Source organism: Yoonia sp. GPGPB17 (assembly GCF_037892195.1).
GTDB lineage: Bacteria > Pseudomonadota > Alphaproteobacteria > Rhodobacterales > Rhodobacteraceae > Yoonia.
On sequence record NZ_JATACI010000002.1, the window covers coordinates 417,334 to 436,923 of the forward strand.

At 57.4% G+C, this 19,590-nt stretch carries 14 protein-coding genes and 2 pseudogenes; 13 read left to right on the plus strand and 3 right to left on the minus strand.

Annotation, left to right across the window (positions count from 1 at the left end):
* Positions 1–15: 15 nt before the first annotated feature.
* The 3 genes from QTO30_RS02450 to QTO30_RS02460 all read left to right on the plus strand — a co-directional run bounded on the left by QTO30_RS02450 (position 16) and on the right by QTO30_RS02460 (position 1,947).
* Positions 16–444: a GlcG/HbpS family heme-binding protein gene (locus tag QTO30_RS02450; protein ID WP_340422282.1), complete on the plus strand. Its 429-nt coding sequence runs from the start codon at positions 16–18 to the stop codon at positions 442–444.
* Between the two features lie 126 nt (positions 445–570).
* Complete coding sequence (locus QTO30_RS02455; RefSeq protein ID WP_340422283.1) at positions 571–1,338, plus strand: gamma-glutamyl-gamma-aminobutyrate hydrolase family protein; 768 nt, start codon at positions 571–573, stop codon at positions 1,336–1,338.
* Positions 1,339–1,416: 78 nt separating this feature from the next.
* Positions 1,417–1,947, plus strand: coding sequence for a flavodoxin domain-containing protein (locus QTO30_RS02460; RefSeq protein ID WP_340422284.1), 531 nt, complete (start codon positions 1,417–1,419; stop codon positions 1,945–1,947).
* A 187-nt stretch (positions 1,948–2,134) separates the two neighbouring features.
* Here the strand turns inward: QTO30_RS02460 and QTO30_RS02465 are convergent, their stop codons facing one another.
* Positions 2,135–3,115: an FAD-binding domain-containing protein gene (locus tag QTO30_RS02465; protein WP_340422285.1), complete on the minus strand. Its 981-nt coding sequence runs from the start codon at positions 3,113–3,115 to the stop codon at positions 2,135–2,137.
* 105 nt (positions 3,116–3,220) lie between these two features.
* Between QTO30_RS02465 and QTO30_RS02470 the strand changes: the two are divergent.
* Positions 3,221–4,671: pseudogene (locus QTO30_RS02470) on the plus strand (TrkH family potassium uptake protein).
* A 38-nt stretch (positions 4,672–4,709) separates the two neighbouring features.
* Positions 4,710–6,272: a 5-guanidino-2-oxopentanoate decarboxylase gene (locus QTO30_RS02475; RefSeq protein ID WP_445327174.1), complete on the plus strand. Its 1,563-nt coding sequence runs from the start codon at positions 4,710–4,712 to the stop codon at positions 6,270–6,272.
* Positions 6,273–6,286: 14 nt separating this feature from the next.
* Here the strand turns inward: QTO30_RS02475 and QTO30_RS02480 are convergent, their stop codons facing one another.
* Entirely contained in the window at positions 6,287–8,014 is a 1,728-nt protein-coding gene (locus QTO30_RS02480; RefSeq protein ID WP_340422287.1) for a serine protease, read from the minus strand.
* Positions 8,015–8,175: 161 nt separating this feature from the next.
* Here QTO30_RS02480 and QTO30_RS02485 point away from each other — a divergent pair, with 161 nt between their 5' ends.
* From QTO30_RS02485 to glmM, 8 genes and pseudogenes are all read left to right on the plus strand, one after another.
* Complete coding sequence (locus QTO30_RS02485) at positions 8,176–9,096, plus strand: glycine--tRNA ligase subunit alpha (RefSeq protein WP_340422288.1); 921 nt, start codon at positions 8,176–8,178, stop codon at positions 9,094–9,096.
* Positions 9,096–9,623, plus strand: coding sequence for a DUF6446 family protein (locus tag QTO30_RS02490; protein WP_340422289.1), 528 nt, complete (start codon positions 9,096–9,098; stop codon positions 9,621–9,623). The genes QTO30_RS02485 and QTO30_RS02490 overlap by 1 nt, the downstream gene beginning before the upstream one ends.
* Positions 9,616–11,865 carry a glycine--tRNA ligase subunit beta gene (gene glyS, locus QTO30_RS02495; RefSeq protein WP_340422290.1) on the plus strand — a complete coding sequence of 750 codons (2,250 nt, stop codon included), beginning with the start codon at positions 9,616–9,618 and terminating at the stop codon, positions 11,863–11,865. Before QTO30_RS02490 ends, glyS begins: the two co-directional genes overlap by 8 nt.
* A gap of 63 nt (positions 11,866–11,928) precedes the next feature.
* The gene (locus tag QTO30_RS02500) at positions 11,929–14,499 is read left to right on the plus strand and encodes a putative PEP-binding protein (protein ID WP_340422291.1); all 2,571 of its coding nucleotides are present in this window, start codon (positions 11,929–11,931) and stop codon (positions 14,497–14,499) included.
* Between the two features lie 189 nt (positions 14,500–14,688).
* Positions 14,689–15,357, plus strand: coding sequence for a cell wall hydrolase (locus QTO30_RS02505; RefSeq protein WP_340422293.1), 669 nt, complete (start codon positions 14,689–14,691; stop codon positions 15,355–15,357).
* Positions 15,358–15,451: 94 nt separating this feature from the next.
* On the plus strand, positions 15,452–16,372 hold the full coding sequence (locus QTO30_RS02510; protein WP_340425853.1) for a dihydroneopterin aldolase: 921 nt from the start codon (positions 15,452–15,454) through the stop codon (positions 16,370–16,372).
* A 6-nt stretch (positions 16,373–16,378) separates the two neighbouring features.
* A pseudogene (gene folP / locus QTO30_RS02515) lies at positions 16,379–17,381 on the plus strand (dihydropteroate synthase).
* Positions 17,378–18,721: a phosphoglucosamine mutase gene (gene glmM / locus QTO30_RS02520; RefSeq protein ID WP_340422295.1), complete on the plus strand. Its 1,344-nt coding sequence runs from the start codon at positions 17,378–17,380 to the stop codon at positions 18,719–18,721. The pseudogene folP and the gene glmM overlap by 4 nt, the downstream one beginning before the upstream one ends.
* A 4-nt stretch (positions 18,722–18,725) precedes the next feature.
* On the opposite strand, the gene QTO30_RS02525 is transcribed toward glmM, so the two are convergent.
* Positions 18,726–19,580, minus strand: a complete 855-nt coding sequence (locus QTO30_RS02525) for a tellurite resistance TerB family protein (protein ID WP_340422297.1) — start codon at positions 19,578–19,580, stop codon at positions 18,726–18,728.
* Between the last annotated feature and the right edge of the window lie 10 nt (positions 19,581–19,590).

Below are 19,590 nucleotides of genomic sequence, written 5' to 3' on the forward strand. Positions count from 1 at the left end.
AAGGGAGAAACAGACATGGCTGAAATCTCAGCAAACAAGGCGCGTACCATCATTCGCAAAGCATTGGCCAAGGGCGACGAGATGGGTTTCAAGCCGCTCTCGGTTGTTATTCTGGATGCGGGCGGGCACGTGAAAGCGTTTGAGCGTGCCGATGGCGCAGCTCCCGGCCGCTTTGGGATCGCGCATGGCAAGGCCTATGGATCAGTGATGCTAGGCATGGCCGGTACAGCGCAGATGGCACGCGCTGAACAACAGGCTTACTTCATGGCTGCCGTGAATGGTGTTTACGGCGGGCAAGTTGTGCCTGTGCCGGGCGGCGTCTTGGTGCGTGACAAGCGCGGCAATGTGATTGGCGCTGTTGGGGTCACGGGTGATACATCGGACAATGACGTGATTGCGGCCATGGCCGGGATCGACGCTGCCGGTTTGAGCGGCGAAGCTTAATAAAATCGCGCATATGCCTGTCAAAATCTGGCATGTGCGCATTTGTTGGCGCCGTTGTGCGCCACATTGCCTTTAAAACATCCATTTTGGACGCTAGACAGGGTGAAACCTCAAAAAGGATCACTGATGGCGCGCCCAGTTGTTGGCATTATCTCAAACTCGCATCTGATTAACGAAGAATACCTCGTGCAGGGCGCAGGTGCTATGAATGTGCAGGCGCTGTCGGATGTGTCAGGCGTGGCACCGGTGATCATTCCAGCCGACCCCGAGGTGCACAGTATTGAAGAACTCATGGCCATCTGTGATGGCTTCTTCTTTCCTGGCGGTCGACCGAACGTCCATCCTGAAGAGTATGGCGAGGAAGAGACCGAAGCCCATGGCACGTTTGAGCGTAACCGCGACCGGATCACATTGCCGCTGATTCGGGCTTGCGTGGCGCATGCGCAGCCTGTGTTGGGCGTATGTCTTGGGTTTCAGGAAATGAATGTGGCGATGGGTGGCACGCTTTACCCCGAAATCCGCGATTTGCCGGGGCGTGACAATCATCGCATGCCCCCCGATGGCACTTTGGAAGAAAAGTTCGAGCTGCGCCATGAGGTCACACTGACCGAGGGCGGTCCTTTTCACCGCCTGTTTGGAAACCACAAGGTCATGACCAACACCCTGCACGGGCAGGGAATTAAGCAGCCGGGCGCGCGTATCGTGATTGATGGGTATGCCCCGGATGGCACGCCAGAGGCGATCTATGTCAAAGATGCGCCGGGCTTTGCGATGTCGGTGCAATGGCACCCAGAATGGAACGCCGCAGATGATCCCGTGTCACGGCCACTCTTTGAAGCTTTTGGTACCGCTTGCCGTGGTTGGGCGTCTGGCGGTTTGCGTAAAGTGGGTTAGGCCAACCTTATCTGATTTGGATCAATTTTAAGATCTGCCCTTGTTGCTATTCTGTGCTCAGAAACAAGGAGCAACACGTTGAACATCTTGATCACCTACGCCTCAACCGAAGGGCAGACCCGTAAAGTCGCCCGCTATTGCGCAGATTATCTGAACGGGCAGGGCCATTCTGTCGAACTGGTGGGCGCGCAGGATGCGTATGACGCTGAACTCGCGCGCTTTGATGCGGTTTTGCTCGCGGGGTCCTTGCACGGTGGCAAATATCAAAAAGCACTTGTCGCGCTGGCGACGGCCAAAGCGGCGACACTTACACAGGCGCGTGCGGCGTTCCTGTCCGTATCCTTGACCGCCGCCGGGGATGACGCTGATGAATGGGCTGGGCTGGCTGATTGTGTGAGCCGTTTTGCCAGAAAGACCGGTTGGACACCACCTACGGTGATGCATGTGGCCGGGGCGTTCCGGTTTTCGGAATATGATTTCTTCAAATCCTGGGCCATGCGTTGGATCGCGTCGCAAAAAGGGGAAGAGATCACGCCGCATGAAGATAAGGAATTCACCGATTGGGCCGCCCTTAAGAAAACATTGGATGTATGGTTGGCGGGGACCTGAGATTTACCGCGGCGAACAGCTGCCCAGTGTATCCAAAAGGATTGGTATCTTGTCTTTGAACCGGAAAAACCCATGCGTTGCATGGGGCCAAGCTGCCGCATCGTAAGGGCGTATGACCTGAAGCAATGCAATGTCAGCAAGAGCATCTCGTGTCGAACCTGCAGGCAGGTATGACGTGACAATCTGCTCAAGGCACTGCGTCTTGGCCCAGTCTCCGAGCTTTGCTTGACGTCACCTCTGTTACCGGGCCAAGGCGCTCAGCAAAGCGGGTGGTGCAGTCGGACAACGCGCCTTTGACAAAGTCGACAACGTGATCGCTCACGGCAAGTGGGCTGCGATCCTGTGTGGTCTGCACAATGGCGCAGGCGCTTGGCTCTATCTGATCAAGCAGCCAGCTCGGCGAGAGGTCCTCCTCAGTAATCAATAGACCTGTCCGCAGGCTTGGATTGGGTCGGTTGGACAGCGGCAGGGCTTGTCGCCCCGGATGCGGAACGCCGTCCAGTGGAGCGGCAAATGTCGCCAAACCTGTCGGATGAAACCGCCCATTGGTATAGTTCGCGATGTTGTCAGGTTGCGCCAGATAGGTTTTGCTGATCGTCTGCAAGCCGCCAACCCAGCGCCACGACAAGGTGTTTGATGCAGGATCACCATCCAGTAAGTGGCGCATGAAGAAGTCTGCCCCGAGCGTCCAGGGCAGGCGTAGCGTGAAAATCCAGATCGAGGCGAACCACATCCGCGCATGATTGTGCAGATACCCTGTTTCAACCAACTGCCTGGCCCAGTGATCAAAACAGTCGATGCCGGTTTCACCTTTGCATGCGGCCTCCCACTCTCGCCGCAACCCGCTCTCGGTTTGCACCTGGTTTAGCGCCGCTTGCAGATCTGACCGGTACATGGCCCAAACCGCTGGGCGCATTTCCAGCCACCCCTTCCAATAGGTGCGCCAATAGACCTCTTGAATGAATTTCCCGGCTGCTTGCGGGCGGTGGCGGGCAAGGGTGGCTTGCAACACATCCTCTTCGGTGATGATCCTGTGGCGAATGTAGGGCGACAGGGCTGAGACATGGGTCAGATCGTCATAGTTGCGCTTGCTGGCATAATCACGGCTTGCTTGGGGGACAAAGGCCGCAAGCCGTCCCAGTGCGGCGGTATAAGTAGGTTCAAACATGAGAATGGAGCTAACCCGGCGATATGGGCTTTCAAGCGACAGTTCGGTCCAATTCGGAACGCGCTGTTCTTGACACTGCCGGGTGGTCAGGACAACGCTGCCCGCATGATAGATTTACGCCCAGTGGGATATGTGATCGGTCTGCTTGTGGCGTCGCTTGGGATCACCATGCTCGGCCCGCTTGCGGCTGATTTGCTTGCTTAAGCAACGGGCATTGGTTTGTCTTCTTTGAAAGCGCAGTGATCACTATCGTTACGGGTGGTTTGATTGCGCTGGCGTGTTCAAACGGTGTAACCAAAGGGCTGTCATTGCGGCAGACCTTTCTGCTGACCTCGATGGTTTGGCTTACATTGCCGGTATTTGGCGCGGTTCCCTTTGTTTTGGGCGCAACCGAGGCCAGTTTTACCGACGCGTTTTTTGAGGCCATGTCGGGCCTGACGACCACCGGCGCGACGGCATTCAGCAGTCTTGAAGCCTTGCCCGATGGCCTGAAGTTGTGGCGCGGTGTGCTGCAATGGCTTGGCGGCGTCGGTATCATCGTTGTCGCGATGGTGTTTTTGCCGGAACTACGCGTCGGCGGCATGCAGATATTCCGGTCAGAAGGGTTTGACACCAGTGGCAAGATCCTGCCCCGTGCCGGTGAAATCGCGACCAGCATTTCGTTCATCTACGTGGGCCTGACGATGGCCTGTATTGTGGCTTACTCGGCCACGGGCATGGCAGGTTTTGATGCGATCGTGCACGCCATGACGACCGTATCAACAGGGGGCATGGCCAACTATGATGCGTCTTTCGGGACCTGGGGGGCAGGGGTGCATTACGTGGCTGTCGTCTTCATGATCCTCGCGGCATTGCCATTTGTACGTTTCGTGCAGCTTATGGCGGGGACCGCCCAGCCACTGTTCAAAGATGGTCAGATTAGGGTTTTTCTGATGATTGTCGTCTTTTGCGTGTTGCTGATGACGTCATGGCTTTGGGGCCGCAGTGGCGTGATGTCCGAAGCTGGTTTTCGTGATGCGCTGTTTAACGTGACGTCAATCATGACGGGGACGGGCTATGCCAGCGCTGACTACATGGCTTGGGGCACATTCCCTGTGGTGATGTTCTTTTTGATCGGCCTGATTGGCGGCTGCGCGGGGTCGACCTCTTGCTCGGTCAAAGTGTTTCGCTACCAGTTGGTCTTTGCCGCCATTAAAAGCCAGATCCGTCAGATTCATTCACCGCATGGTGTATTCACCCCACGCTATGACGGGCGACCGATCAGCGAGGACGTGCTGAACTCGGTGATTGCCTTTCTTGTGGCGTTCATTCTGTCGCTGGGCGGCACGGCGGTTCTGCTGGGCCTCACCGGGTTGGACTTTATCACTTCGGTGTCTGGCGCGGCAGCCGCCTTGGCGAATATCGGCCCGGGTTTGGGGCTCGAGATCGGTCCAGCGGGCAACTATGCCAACCTCAACGACACAGCCAAATGGATACTGGCGATTGCGATGTTCGTAGGCCGTCTTGAGATCATGGTCGTGCTAACCATCCTGTCCATCAAATTCTGGAGAAACTAACGATGACAACCCGGCCACTTGGCGCACAAATCTCGCATATGCTGAAAGACCGCGGTGTGGATGTGATCTTTGGCATCCCGGGCGTACATAACCAAGAAATGTACCGCGGGATCGAAGAAGCCGCGATCACCCATGTGCTCGCACGGCATGAGCAGGGGGCGGGGTTCATGGCCGATGGTTATGCCCGGGCGACGGGGAAACCGGGCGTGGCCTATGTGATTTCCGGGCCGGGCCTGTGCAACATCATGACGCCGATGGGGCAGGCCTATTCGGACAGCGTGCCGATGCTGGTGATATCATCGGTGCTGGATGAGACAGAGGCCACGCGTGGACAGTTGCACCAGATGAAAGATCAGGAAGGGGCGGCGGCAGCGGTTTGTGATTGGTCAGTGACGGCGCGGACGGCGGAGGCGAGCTATCAGTTGATTGATCGGGCGCTTTCTGAATTTCAAAGAGAACGGCCAAAGCCGAAGCATATTCAGGTCCCAATTTCTCTTTTAGAATCTCGCACAACACTCAGCCAATCTTCTCGAAAGTCGGTTGTCGATCCATGTTTACCAGCTGGCTTTTGGATTGAGGATTTGGAGTTAATAAAGCAAGCTAATAGACCGCTTGTAATTGTGGGCGGTGGGTGCGTTTCCGTGAATAGAACTGCGGAAATGTTTGTGGAGGCTTTGGGTGCAGCTTCCTTTAGTACATATGCAGGACGCGGCATAATTCGTGATGGCTCGCCGCTACACTTCGGTGCGTTTCTTGCTCGGGCGAGTAGCAAAGAGATATTTGCTGAAGCCGACCTCATTATCCTACTAGGTACTCAATTGTCTGAGGTCGACCTTTGGCGTAACGACTTAGGGCATGATTGCAAAGCAATCCATGTTGATATCGATACCGCAGAACTCGTGCGCGGTGGGGCTGCTGATCTACGTATCAAAGTATCGGCCGAGCCTTGGATGGAGGAATTGCTTGTCGAACTCGGAGTTGACTACAAACCAGCGACAGGTTGGTCCATTGATGCTGTGAGTAAAGCTAGGCAGCGTTGGCGCGCCGAAATCGACGCCGAGCGCCCCGGTATTCTTCCTGTTGCTGACGCGCTCAAAGATGCTGTTCCGGACGACACCATGTTCTACTCGGACATGACCCAATTCGCCTATGCCGCGAAAGAGGTCTATCCGATGGACCGCCCCGGCCATTGGCACCACCCATACGGCTTTGGCACCCTTGGCTACGCGCTCCCTGCCGCGATTGGCGGCAAGATCGGGGTGGGGGATCAGCCTGTTATTGCAATCCTTGGCGACTATGGATTCCAATACACCGTCCAAGAACTCGCGGTGGCAGTTGAGATGGAACTCACGCTGCCTATCATCATCTGGGACAACGGCAAACTGGGTGAGATCGAGGATAGTATGGTGCGTGCCCAAATCGCGCCCAATGCCGTGGTGCAGCGCAACCCTGATTTTCTGAAGCTGGCCGCGGCCTATGGCGCAGAATCAGCGGAACCGACCGATCTGGCGCAATTCAAGTCGGTGCTTCAGGCGGCACTTCAAGCCAAGGGCCCCACGGTCATTCGTGTCAAATCGGATATCGCGCTTACCAGCAACTGACCAATACGGCGACGTCAGCGGCCTTGCGCGACAAAGCAACCGATGAAATCGCGGGGCTTAGAAGCTGTCGTTTGCGCCGCTGCGACGCCCAGTTCCTCCAACAAAGACGCAATCAGCGCGGCATCAAGGGAAAAATGCACATCGCCGGGCAAAGCCTGGGTTGATGCGCCGGCATGCGGCAACAGCATGCCCAGAACAGCCCCACTCGCATCCATCACCGGGCCGCCTGCATTGCTGGCCTGGGCGGGAACAGACAGGCGTTTCAGCCGATCGTCCCCTTGCAGATCACGGATGTCCTCGAGTGTCCCAAAGGTCAGCGTCGGGGCTGTCAGGACGCCGTTGAAAGGATAGCCTGCGACGGCCACAGGGTCTTTCAGACGTGGGGTGTCAGACTGGAAAGTGGCGACTTCGATGGGTGCTAGCGGCGAAATGGGTCGCAGCACAGCCACACCCAAGTCGAGGTCAGTCCCGATGACTTCCGCATTTGTTTCGCGGTCAAATGTGATGCGGCTGCAGCTGTTAATGGCCTCTGGTGTTGTCACCACCACACCATCAGTGGCGACATAGAAGCCAGAGCGCGACAGCTTGGGCTGGCGGACGGCCAGCCCTGCGACCATATCAATCGCCTGATCTTCGCCCGGTGGCACCATGTTCGGATCAAGTGTGCCGTCAAGCCGTTCAAAGCTGGATTGCATCACGTCCAGAATACGGGCGCGCCGCTGGTTGTCACCCGCAGGCCAAACAAGGACAAAGCCTTTGATCTCACCATCCTGTAGCGTGGCCGTCGCAAAGGTATGGCGATCCTCGTCTATGCCTTCAATGAAAAAACTGTTTCCACGCAGTTGGCGTGCTCCATCGGGTGGCATGATATCCAGCACTTGCAGGACTTCGAAAAGGCCCCGCATGCGCCCCGCATCGCCCGGTTGCGAGATCATCAAGACCTGCGCTGTCGGCAAAGAGCTTTGCCCGTCAAACTTGGCAAATGGCGGCTGGTATTCGGAAAAGGCCACAACAGCCGTTGGTATCTGCATTTGAATACCAGCGTCGGCATCGCGCACCAACTGCATGTCCACGTCAATCAGAACCGCGTTGTATTGCAGCAAAAGCTGTTCGCGCTGGCGTGCCGTTAAAACACCTGTCGGATCCTGTGCATAGGCTAGTTGCCATGCCTCCATGGCGCGCCTCGAGCCGCGCCCGAATGCGCCATCAATGGCCGCATCATAGAAACCAGCCCATTGCAGCGCTTTTTGCAACTCTTCGCGTTCGGTCCGTAATAACGCGGCCTCAGACGCGCGCGCCTCGCGCAATGTCTCAAAAGGCGCGGTCAGGGGTGTTTGCGGCAATGCGCTTAGCTCAGGCACGGGCTCTTCTTCGGGCACAAACGTGTCGCGCGGCAAGGCGCTGCCGCCGCCGATAGGCCAGAACTGTTGTTCAAAGCGGCGTCCGTTTTGCAGATAGCTGTCCGACGGGATCTGCCTGTCGCGCAAAAGGCGCCGCAATTCCTGTCGTGCAAGGTCTTCGCTGTAGGGTCCAAGGACGATTCCATAGAAACCACGGCCCAGATAGTAGCCCTCAACATCGTCAAACCGGCGCGCGTAGACGCGGGCGCGCTCGGTCGCTTCACTCAGTGTCTGGCGTGCTTCGATCTGCACCCAATAGCGATCTTGCGCTTGGGCCTGCATTACAGACAGGCAAAGAAAAAGACCGGCAACAAAAGCCCTGAACATCGTAAACCTCGGCATAGCAGCATGCATTTCGCACTTGTTGGCCGCAGGTGGCGCGCTGTGCAAGTCAAAGAGTGGTGAGACGCGGCGGAACCATGCAATAAATCCCGACCCGTTGCCCAATTGACCCTTTTGGCCCGGCACCCTATTGAACCCTCAAAGCAAACGAGGGTTCCACGATGGCGGATAAACCACGCAGTTTTCAGGAGATCATCCTGCGGCTTCAGAACTACTGGGCCGCCAAAGGCTGTGCGATCCTGCAACCCTATGACATGGAGGTGGGGGCCGGGACGTTCCACCCCGCCACAACCCTGCGTGCGCTGGGCAGCAAGCCTTGGGCCGCAGCCTACGTGCAGCCGTCGCGCCGCCCGACTGATGGGCGCTATGGTGAAAACCCGAACCGTTTGCAGCACTATTATCAGTATCAAGTAGTGATCAAACCATCGCCACCAGATCTGCAAGAACTCTATCTGGGGTCGCTGGAAGCGATTGGCATTGATGCATCCATGCATGACATTCGGTTCGTCGAAGACGACTGGGAAAGCCCAACGCTTGGGGCCTGGGGCCTTGGCTGGGAGGTCTGGTGCGATGGGATGGAAGTGAGCCAATTCACGTACTTCCAGCAAGTTGGTGGGCATGATTGCAAACCGGTTTCCGGTGAGCTGACCTATGGTTTGGAGCGTCTGGCCATGTATGTGCTGGGCGTGGATCACGTGATGGACATGCCGTTTAACGACCCGCAGACGCCAATCCCACTGACCTACGGTGACATCTTCAAACAGACCGAACAGGAATACTCGCGCTGGAACTTTGATATTGCGGACACTGAGGTGCTCTTGCAGCATTTTGTGGATGCAGAGGCCGAGTGTCAGCGTATTCTCGATACGCCCGCGGATGATCCTAAAACAGGCAATAAGATCATCATGGCGCATCCCGCCTATGATCAGTGCATCAAGGCATCCCACGTCTTTAACCTGCTGGATGCGCGTGGTGTGATCTCGGTCACGGAACGCCAGGCCTATATCGGGCGGGTGCGGACGCTGGCGAAAGCCTGTGCAGATGCCTTCGTGCAAACCGAAGCAGGTGGGGCAGCGGCCTGATGGCACGGGTGATTATTGTGGCAATGCTTGTCTCTGCGGCTGTTCTTGGTGGTGTCCTCTACTACCAGCAGGTCTATGCTTATTATGATGAGGTGCAGGCGGATGCAGATGCCGTGATGCTGACCTCTGTCAGCACAGGCGAGGCCGAGCCGATTGTTGTACAAAGCTTTGAAGGTATTGACGCAATCAGCAGCCCGTTACGCTATCGCGCCTGTTTTGAAACCACGCTCAGCCAGGCGATGCTGACCGAGACCTTTGTGATCGTTGAAAACGCGGAACCACGTGTCGCACCCGGATGGTTTGACTGCTTTGACGCCGCCCAGATCGGGGCGGACCTGCAAACAGACGCCATCGCCTTTATGGGGGTCGAAAATGTTGAATACGGCATTGACCGGATCATCGCGATTTACCCAGATGGGCGCGGCTATGCATGGCACCAGATCAACGCATGCGGCGAGGTTGTTTTCGATGGCAACCCACCCCCCGATGACTGCCCCCAATTCCTGAAAGCACCGAGTAATGCCTGATCTTCTGATTGAACTCTTCTCCGAAGAAATCCCCGCGCGGATGCAAAGCCGTGCGGCGGATGATCTGCGCAAGCTGGTGACGGATGGTTTGGTTGAGGCGGGGTTGACCTATGCAGGCGCCGCCGCCTTTTCGACGCCGCGCCGTTTGGCGCTGTCGATTGAGGGGCTGACGGCAGAAAGCAAAGCCGTACGCGAAGAACGCAAGGGGCCGAAAGTCGGCGCGCCGGATAAGGCCATCGAAGGGTTCCTGCGCGGTGCTGGTGTAGCCCGCGAAGACCTTGAAGTGCGCGATGACAAAAAGGGCCAAGTCTACTTTGCGGTGATCGAAAAGCCCGGGCGCATGGCGGCGGATATCATCGCCGAAGTGCTGGAAAAAGCGATCCGGAGTTTCCCTTGGCCCAAGTCGATGCGGTGGGGTAATGGTCCGCTGAAATGGGTGCGCCCACTGCATTCCATCCTGTGTATTCTGAGTGATGAGGCTGGGGCCGAGGTGGTGCCGCTGGATGTAGATGGTATTACATCAGGGAACACCACGCGAGGGCATCGTTTCCTCGCGCCCGCTGCATTTTCCGTCACAAATTTCGATGACTACGAGGCAAAGCTCAAGCGCGCTAATGTTGTCTTGCGTTCCGACGAGCGGGCCGAGGCGATCTGGCATGATGCAACCCATCAGGCCTTTGCGCTGGGTCTTGAGGTGGTTGAAGATCGCGGTTTGCTGGCCGAGGTCGCAGGACTGGTGGAATGGCCTGTCGTGTTGCTGGGCCAGATTGATGATGACTTCCTAGGCCTGCCGCCCGAGGTGCTGCAAACCTCAATGAAAGAGCACCAGAAATTCTTCTCTGTGCGCAACCCCAAGACCGGGCGGATCGAACGTTTTGTGACTGTGGCCAACATGGAAACCGCCGACAATGGGGCGACCATTCTGGCCGGGAACCAAAAGGTGCTGTCGGCGCGTTTGGCGGATGCGAAGTTCTTTTGGGAAAACGATCTGCGCACGGTCGAACGTGAGGGGATGAAGGCGTGGACCGATCAACTGTCCAACGTCACCTTCCACGCCAAGCTGGGCTCACAAGCCGAGCGGATTGAACGGATCGCAGCGCTGGCCCGCGAAATCGCACCCCATGTGGGCGCCAAGCCCGATCTGGCGGAAGAGGCAGCAAGGATCGCCAAGGCTGACCTAGCCTCGGAGATGGTCTATGAGTTCCCGGAATTGCAGGGGATCATGGGCCGTTATTACGCACAAGCGGCGGGGCATGACGATGGTGTGCCGGAGGCCTGTGAAGAACACTATTCGCCACTGGGGCCATCGGATGATGTGCCAAGCGCGCCGGTGTCCGTCGCTGTGGCGCTCGCCGATAAGATCGACACGCTGACTGGGTTCTGGGCGATTGAGGAAACACCGACTGGTTCAAAAGATCCCTTCGCCTTAAGACGCTCAGCGCTTGGTGTTATTCGGTTGATTTTGCAGAACAAGTTATCAATTCATCTAGAGTCTTTGTCCGCTGCTCCATTGAGTGCGCATCTGGATCGACGTTTCGAAGATGAAGTGCGAGAAGCACTTTCAAGCGATGAGCACTATCCGCAAGTACTACGCTCTCTAATGACCGACGAAGAAAAAGGTGAAATCGCCGACATAGAGCGGCAACTCGAAAGTTCTGCAGAACAGGTCATACAAGCCACCACTCAATATTATGAAATTATGGAGAGGGCGATGGGGCGTTATCTCCTCTCCTTCTTCCACGACCGCCTCAAAGTCTTCCTCAAAGACAAAGGCATCCGCCACGACATCATCGACGCCTGTATCGCCATGCCGGGCAATGATGATCTGACGTTGCTGGTCAAACGGGCCGAGGCTTTGGCTGAAACGCTCGCCACTGACGACGGCGAGAACCTGATCCAAGGCTTCAAGCGCGCCAATAACATTCTGACCCAAGCCGAGGAAAAGGATGGGGTGGAATACTCCTATGGGGCTGACATCAAATTCGCCGAAGACGCCGCCGAAAAGGCGCTTTTTGCGGCCCTTGATGCTGCAGATGCAAAGATTGCGCCAGCCATGGAAGTCGAGGATTTCAGCACCGCGATGACTGCTATGGCGGCACTGCGCGGGCCGATTGATGCATTTTTCACCGATGTGCAAGTCAACGCCGATAGTGAAATCCTGCGCCGCAACCGTCTTAACCTGCTGTCTCGTATCAGAAATATCTGTCTCAGCGTCGCTGATCTGAACAAAATCGAAGGCTAGGCGGAAAAACCGTAAACGCAGGTGTACAGATCGCCGTTTAGTCTTCTATGCTGCACCTGAACAATGATCGGTGCCGCAGTGCAGCAACAGACCATATACGGGCCTTTGACGCTCATCACATCGACCGCAGCCATGTCAGCTGCGGTGCATGGCGGGCGTGCGAAGTGCTTGCAGCGATTGGTGCGTCTGGATTTGCCGGTGCCATTGACCATGGCGTTGTCTTTCGATGCAGTTCATGAAGCGGCAATCGGGAACCTGCCAGATATGCAGGCACTGTTGGCCCCGTTCGGTGATGCGCCGCTGCTGTCTGTGCGCCCCTCCAGTCAGGACCCGGATTGGGGCGGGCCAAGCGCGATCCTGAATGTTGGCATGAATGATGCCCGTCTGGCCGAGTTGACCCAGCGGATCGGGGCCGAGGCGGCAACCCGGCTGTATTTGCGGTTTGTTCAATCCTACGCGATCCACGTCGCCCGTTTGGACCCGGATGAATTCTACCTGCCGGATGTTGCCGATGCAGCCAGCCTCAAGACGATGCTCGACACGTTTGAGTTAGAGACAGACGAAACCTTCCCACAAGATCCGGCTGTGCAACTGGCCGAGGTGCTACGATCCATGGCGCGCGCTTGGGACGGCACGACCGCCCGCCTGCTGCGACAAGCCAAAGGCGCACCTGCAAATGCCGGTCTGGGCCTTGTGGTGCAGGCGATGGCCCTGGGGGCCGGACAGGGTGAATGTGGGCAGGGTGTGATCCAGTTTGTCGACTCTGCGACGGGTCAGCCCAAGATCGTCGGGCGCTATCTGAGCGAAAGCAAAAGCGAGGGGGGCGATGTCGCCGCCGATACCGAGGGCGCGATGTATCTGACACGCGACCCGCGTGGTCCGGCGCTGGAGGATATCTGCCCCGCGCAATACGCGCAATTGGTGTCATATGGGGATATCTGCCGGCGTCGTTTGCGCGAAGAGATGGAAGTGAAATTCACACTTCAGGATGGTGCCGTCCAGATTTTGGATGCGGTGCGTGTGCAGCGCACGTCGCGGGCATCCGTCAAAATCGCGGTCGCTTTGGCCGAAGACAAGGTGATCCCACGCGAAGAAGCTGTCATGCGGGTCAAGCCGTCAGCGCTGTCCGAGTTGTTGCACCGGCAAATCGATCCCAATGCGCAGCGCGATTTGATTGTAGGTGGCATTGCCGCCAGTCCGGGTGCGGCCTCGGGCCGGATCGTCTTGACCGCGCATGATGCGCAGGCCAGTGCGGCGCGGGGCGAGCCTTGTGTTCTTGTTCGCCGCGAGACGACGCCAGAGGACATTCGCGGCATGCACGCTGCCAGCGCTGTTCTGACCATGCGCGGTGGTGTGACCAGCCATGCGGCGGTGATCGGGCGCGGCATTGGTTTGCCGTGTGTGGTTGGGGCCTCGGACCTGAGCATTGATCGCAAAAGAGGCCTGATCATTGGCCCGGATGGGCGTAAGTTTAAAGTAAGCGATATGATCACGGTTGATGGCAGCACGGGTCAGGTCTTGGTCGGTCAGCCGCCAATGTTGGAGGCGGCGTTGGATGGGGCCTTCCAAACCTTGTTGGAATGGGCGGACGCGTTCCGCGATATCGGCGTACGCGCGAATGCCGACACACCTGCCGACGCGCAGACCGCCCAGAACTTTGCGGCCGAAGGGATTGGTCTCTGCCGGACGGAACATATGTTTTTCGACGGTGATCGCCTTGGCGTGATGCGTGAAATGATCTTTGCCGAAGAAAGCGAAGACCGCAGCGCCGTATTGGACCGCCTGCTGCCGATGCAGCGTGCCGATTTTCAGGCCTTGTTTGAGATTATGGTAAGCAAAACGGTTTGCGTCCGCCTGTTCGATCCGCCCCTGCACGAATTCCTGCCGTCGGATAAGGCGGGTATGCGTGATTTGGCTGAACAGGTTGCGCTGCCGATGCCTGATGTGGTGGAACGCGTTGATGCTTTGGCTGAATACAACCCGATGTTGGGTATGCGCGGCGTCCGTCTTGGGATCGCAATCCCGGAAATCTACGACATGCAGGCCCGCGCGATTTTCGAAGCGATGGTTGCTGTTGGCCACAAAGGGATTTCAATCAACGTCGAGATCATGATCCCGCTGGTCAGCGCGATGCGTGAGGTCGAGCTTCTGAAGGCACGGATTGATGGTGTTGCCAATGCGGTGCAGGCGAAAAGCAAGACGGCCTTCGACTATCACCTCGGGGTTATGGTCGAGACACCGCGCGCGGCCTTACGTGCGCAGGATATCGCAGAGCATGCGCAGTTTCTGTCCTTTGGTACCAACGATCTGACACAGATGACCTATGGGTTGTCACGCGACGATGCGGGGCGCTTTATGTCTTCTTATGTCCAGCAGGGTGTCTATGCCGAAGATCCTTTCCATACCCTTGATCTTGAAGGTGTGGGCGAGCTGATCTCACTGGGTGCAGCGCGGGGGCGCGTCGGTCGCCCGGATGTGGTTTTGTCGCTTTGCGGTGAACATGGTGGTGATCGGTCGGCCATCGCGTTTTGCCGTGCACAACAGTTCGATTACATATCGTGCTCGCCGTTCCGGGTGCCTGTTGCGCGACTCACCGCGGCTCAACTGGCTTTGGCCGATCGGGTGTCACCCTAACGCAATACCAGATATTGTGGCATTTATGCCGCGAAAATCTGCATTTTGGGAAATAGTCCCTGTGTTGGGCCTGCCTGTGTTGCGCCTTTCAGAACAGTCCTGAGCGGGGGGTAGACCTTTTGACATGTTTCCCTTAAGGACACCCGCGCTAGCGCGGAGCATCCCCGCGTCTTTTCCTGGGTGGGAAAAATGACTGTTTTGAAGGCGATTTTCGCCGCAATTTCTGCGGCATCAATTTGTGTTGGGGCAAGCTCTGCCGCAGCAGATGAACTCTTGGCGAGCCGTTTGGGCGCGATCCTTGGGCAAGAGCGTGAAGCCTTGTCCGTGATCCCCGACAGCCGCATGAGCATGTTAACCAGCTTGCCACCGGCGCAAGAACGCGGTGTGGCCACACGCAGTGGCCTTGTCTATGATCGCGAATTCCTATCCGCGCAGCCCGTGGCGGAGGGTGGCAGCAACTGGCAATGCCTGGCCGAAGCACTTTATTTTGAAGCACGTGGCGAAAGTGTGCGCGGCATGTTTGCCGTGGGTGAGGTTATTCTGAACCGTGTGGATAGCAATGCCTATCCCGATACCCTTTGTGGCGTGATCAACCAAGGGACTGGACGCCGGTATGCCTGCCAATTCACCTATACCTGTGACGGCAAGCCAGAGACCATTGCCGAGCCCCGGTCGTGGGAGCGTGTCGGCAAGGTGGCCCGCATCCTGATTGATGGCGCGCCGCGCGCTTTGACGGGTGGTGCGACGCACTATCATACCAAAGCCGTGAACCCATCCTGGGCACAGCGCTATCCGCGCACAGCCGAGATTGGCTTCCACTATTTCTACCGTCAGCCGGTGCGCACTGCATCCAACTAACGTCGCATGATTGCGGATAGGCGTCGTGCCGACGCTTGCCGCAGTCTTTGGCCGCCTGTATCAGGCGGGTGAAGTTTCTGCGATGGACGCGCCAATGACCGATGATATTCGCCTTGCCTTTGCCCATCCTAGCGAGCGGGCAGAGGCCAGCAGCCAGACGCCTTGTGACCGGATTTCCTTGCGCGATTATGTCGTCGAGGTCGAAATTGGGGCCTTCCAGCAAGAGCGCGGCACCTTACAACGGGTCCGTTTCAATGTGGTGGTCGAGGTTTTGCCGCTCAGCGGGCCCATTGATGACGACGTAGACCGCATTCTGTCTTACGACAAAGTGACCGAAGCGATCAGCATTGAGCTGGAGGCCGAACGTATCAACCTGCTGGAAACCTTAGCGGCGCGCGTTGCTGAACGTATTCTGTTGGAACCGCAGGCAGAGCGTGTTTTTGTGCGCATTGAGAAGCTGGATCGTGGGCCGTTTTCACTGGGGGTTGAGATTGTGCGGTCCCGTGACGGTGTTGATCTGGCGGGGCAGGAACATGTGGAAACCCCACATCCCCGCATGGTTTTTCTGTCGAACGAGGCCGTTCAAAGCGCGCATTTAAAGGGGTGGATTGACCAACTGGCGGAAATGGATGCGCCATTGATCATCTGCGTTGGCGCATCAGATGTCACGGCCCCGCAGGCTGGAAATGCGTTGGCGCAGCGCCGGATTGACCTGCTGGCGATTGAACAGAATGCTTGGGCGCTGGCGGCGCTTGATCGTCGCTGTATGGTTGTTGGGACGCGGACGGAATTGGACTGGGCGATGAAGAATGACCAGATCTGCATCTGGGCGCCCTCTAAGATCCTGTTGGATGCAGTGGATGGCCCTTCGGCCAGTCCGCGTGATGCTGTCGCTTTGGCAACTTGGTTCGCCAACGACATGAGCGCCAAGGAGTTGTTGGTGATTGGTGAAGAGGCACCCGATGCACAGGTTCCCGTGCGTATGGTGTCTGCGAACAGCCGGAACCTGACATGACGCAGTATTTTCGCCCCGTTGCCCGATTTGGCGAAGTGCCGACCCGGTCAAGTTTTCCGCTCGGGGGGATTATGCTGGTTTGACACAGTCACAATCCATGAACGCGGTAGCGGCGTGCAAACTGTTCCGGCCAGCGACATCCCGGCGGATGTTCTGAATCAGCTGGTTGGAGCCCGCGCGCCGATAGCGGGACTGACCATGAATAGCCCCCGTATTATGGGTATCCTGAATGTCACGCCCGACAGTTTTTCAGATGGTGGCCAATTCAATGCCCCGGAACGCGCGCTTGCGTATGCGCTCGAAATGCAAGACGCAGGGGCCGACATCATTGATGTGGGTGGCGAAAGCACGCGACCGGGGGCCGCAGAGGTTCATGTGACTGATGAGATTGCCCGCACAGCCCCTGTGATTGCTGCGATCCGCGCCGAAAGCGGCGTGCCGATCTCGATTGATACACGCAAATCGCAGGTGGGTATGGCAGCCTTGGAAGCCGGGGCAACGCTCGTCAATGACGTTGCTGCGTTTACTTTTGACCCTGAACTGGCAAGTGTCGCGGCCAAATCCAATGCGCCTGTCTGCATGATGCATGCGCAAGGCTCACCCGAGACGATGCAAGATGACCCCAGCTATGAAGACGTGCTGCTGGATGTTTATGATTTTCTGAGCGAGCGGGTGGATGCGGCGGTGGCCATGCGGCATCCCACGCAATCAAATCGTGGTCGACCCCGGTATCGGCTTTGGCAAAACGCTGGAGCACAACCTGGCCCTGTTGCGTGGTATCGCGATTTTTCATGCACTGGGTTGTCCCGTCCTGCTTGGTGCGTCGCGCAAGCGGTTCATCGGCACCCTGGGTGGGGGCAATGATGCCAGCGACCGGGTCGGCGGATCTGTGGCAGTCGCGCTTTTTGCGGCAAGGCAGGGCGTGCAAATCCTGCGGGTTCACGATATATTCGCCACCAAACAAGCATTAGACTTGGAATGGGCCATTGGCGGGGCAGCAATGACATGACACGAAAATTCTTTGGGACTGACGGTGTACGCGGCAAGGCAAACACCTATCCGATGACGGCTGATATGGCGCTTAAGATTGGCGCGGCAGCGGGACGTTACTTTCGCAACGACGGGTCTAACGGGCACCGGGTTGTGATCGGGAAAGACACCCGGTTGTCTGGCTATATGTTTGAGAACGCTTTGACTGCTGGCCTGACAAGCACGGGCATGAATGTTCTGTTGTTTGGACCAATCCCGACACCGGCAGTTGGATTGCTAACGACATCAATGCGGGCCGATCTCGGCATTATGATCTCGGCCAGCCATAACCCGCACCATGACAATGGGATCAAATTCTTCGGCCCGGACGGCTTTAAGCTGTCAGATGAGGCTGAGGCGGAAATCGAAACGCTGATCGCTGGTGAGATTGAGCCAGCGCAGGCGCAAAACATTGGCCGTGCCAAACGTATTGACGACGGCAGGTTCCGCTATGCTGAACGGATCAAGGCGACCTTTCCGGCAGGCATGCGCCTTGATGGTCTGAAAGTTGTGATTGATTGCGCCAATGGCGCGGCCCACCGCGTCGCACCAGAGGTGCTTTGGGAATTGGGCGCGACTGTGATCCCGGTAGGGGTCAGCCCGGATGGGTTCAACATCAATGACGGGTGTGGGTCAACGAACCCCTCAGCCGCTGCCGAAACCATCCTGCGCGAAGGTGCGCATGTGGGCATCTGCCTTGATGGCGATGCCGACAGGGTGATGATCTTGGATGAAAACGGACAGGTTGCTGACGGTGACCAGTTGATGGCCTTGATGGCGGGCCGTTGGGCCGATCAAGAGCGGTTGAAAGGCGGGACCTTGGTGGCAACTGTCATGTCCAATCTTGGGCTCGAACGCTATCTGGACCAGCGCGGCCTGCATCTTGAGCGTACCGCCGTTGGTGACCGCTACGTGGTTGAGGCGATGCGTGCAAATGGCTGGAACCTGGGAGGAGAGCAGTCGGGCCATATCGTGATGACCGACTATGCGACAACCGGTGATGGTCTGCTGGCTGGTCTGCAGTTCCTCGCTGCGATGATCGAGACAGATAAGCCTGCCAGTGCGCTCACCAGAAGCTTTGAGACTGTGCCGCAAATGCTTAAGAATGTGCGCTATGCGGCGGGGCGCGATCCGCTGGGTGTTGAACTGGTCAAGAAATCGATCGCTGATGCCGAAAACAAGCTTATGGGCAAGGGGCGCCTGTTGATCCGCAAGTCTGGCACAGAGCCGCTGATCCGGGTCATGGCCGAATGCGAAGACGACGACCTGCTCGCACAGGTCGTCGATGGGATCGTCGCAGAGGTTGAGGCGGCGGTTTAACGGTTTACGCTGGTGCGGGTTGGCCCGCACCGCCACCGACGACTTCTTGCAGAAGCGCGGATACCGTGCCGCCATCCATCCTCATGGCCTGCGCCAATCCTCCCACAAAGGCTTTTTCCTTGCCATCCAAGCGACCGTCTGCGGCGACCACCATCAAGACCGCCCGCATCATATCCAGTTGCTCAAGCTTGCTGCGATTTTTGACCAGGCGCGCGAACCCTTTGGCCTCAAGTTTTTCTTCGGCCAGTTGCGCCATCTGCTTGACCAAGTCCAGCGAGAATGCTTCACCTGTAATTTCCTGGGCGGTACGTTGGATCATTTCGACCTCTGAGGGGGCGATGTACCCATCTGCTTTGGCTGCATGGCACATAGCATCCAGAATGGATTGAGCCGCCGGTGAGGCATGCGACACCATGCTCATCCGCTGTTTCCGGCGCTTTTGGACCTGCAAAGCTTTCACACCTGCAAAGGCGAGAAGGGCGGCCAATGCACCAAGCCCCCAAAACCCTTCGGCAAGTTTACCCAGGGCCAGTTTGGGTGTTGCTGGAATCCCTTTGGGGATCATGCCAGCGGCTTGTGCCGAGAGCAGGTCTTCGCTGCTCATGGCATAATATTGGTCAGTCTGACAGTTATCTTCTGCAAGGGCATAGCCTTCCAGCGTACGCCAGACATTCACAAAAATAACCGCGCGTGTAGTCACCAGATGGCACAATGCCAGCGGCGCGCCATTATCGTCCATTTCGGTTGCACTGACGAAAAGCATACTCTGTGTGGTGCTATAGCTTCCACGCGCTTCAGCTTGGGTGGCTGCTGCCGCGGTAAGAAAGGCGGCAAACAAGCCGATGAACAGGTGACGCATGAAGAACTCC

Bases quoted from the DNA above. Each gene is read 5' to 3' on its own strand.
- QTO30_RS02450 (WP_340422282.1), top strand. From the start codon at position 16: ATGGCTGAAATCTCAGCAAACAAGGCGCGTACCATCATTCGCAAAGCA.
- QTO30_RS02455 (WP_340422283.1), top strand. From the start codon at position 571: ATGGCGCGCCCAGTTGTTGGCATTATCTCAAACTCGCATCTGATTAAC.
- QTO30_RS02465 (WP_340422285.1), bottom strand. From the start codon at position 3,115: ATGTTTGAACCTACTTATACCGCCGCACTGGGACGGCTTGCGGCCTTT.
- QTO30_RS02475 (WP_445327174.1), top strand. From the start codon at position 4,710: ATGCTGAAAGACCGCGGTGTGGATGTGATCTTTGGCATCCCGGGCGTA.
- QTO30_RS02480 (WP_340422287.1), bottom strand. From the start codon at position 8,014: ATGCCGAGGTTTACGATGTTCAGGGCTTTTGTTGCCGGTCTTTTTCTT.
- QTO30_RS02485 (WP_340422288.1), top strand. From the start codon at position 8,176: ATGGCGGATAAACCACGCAGTTTTCAGGAGATCATCCTGCGGCTTCAG.
- QTO30_RS02490 (WP_340422289.1), top strand. From the start codon at position 9,096: ATGGCACGGGTGATTATTGTGGCAATGCTTGTCTCTGCGGCTGTTCTT.
- glyS (WP_340422290.1), top strand. From the start codon at position 9,616: ATGCCTGATCTTCTGATTGAACTCTTCTCCGAAGAAATCCCCGCGCGG.
- QTO30_RS02500 (WP_340422291.1), top strand. From the start codon at position 11,929: ATGATCGGTGCCGCAGTGCAGCAACAGACCATATACGGGCCTTTGACG.
- QTO30_RS02505 (WP_340422293.1), top strand. From the start codon at position 14,689: ATGACTGTTTTGAAGGCGATTTTCGCCGCAATTTCTGCGGCATCAATT.
- QTO30_RS02510 (WP_340425853.1), top strand. From the start codon at position 15,452: ATGACCGATGATATTCGCCTTGCCTTTGCCCATCCTAGCGAGCGGGCA.
- glmM (WP_340422295.1), top strand. From the start codon at position 17,378: ATGACACGAAAATTCTTTGGGACTGACGGTGTACGCGGCAAGGCAAAC.
- QTO30_RS02525 (WP_340422297.1), bottom strand. From the start codon at position 19,580: ATGCGTCACCTGTTCATCGGCTTGTTTGCCGCCTTTCTTACCGCGGCA.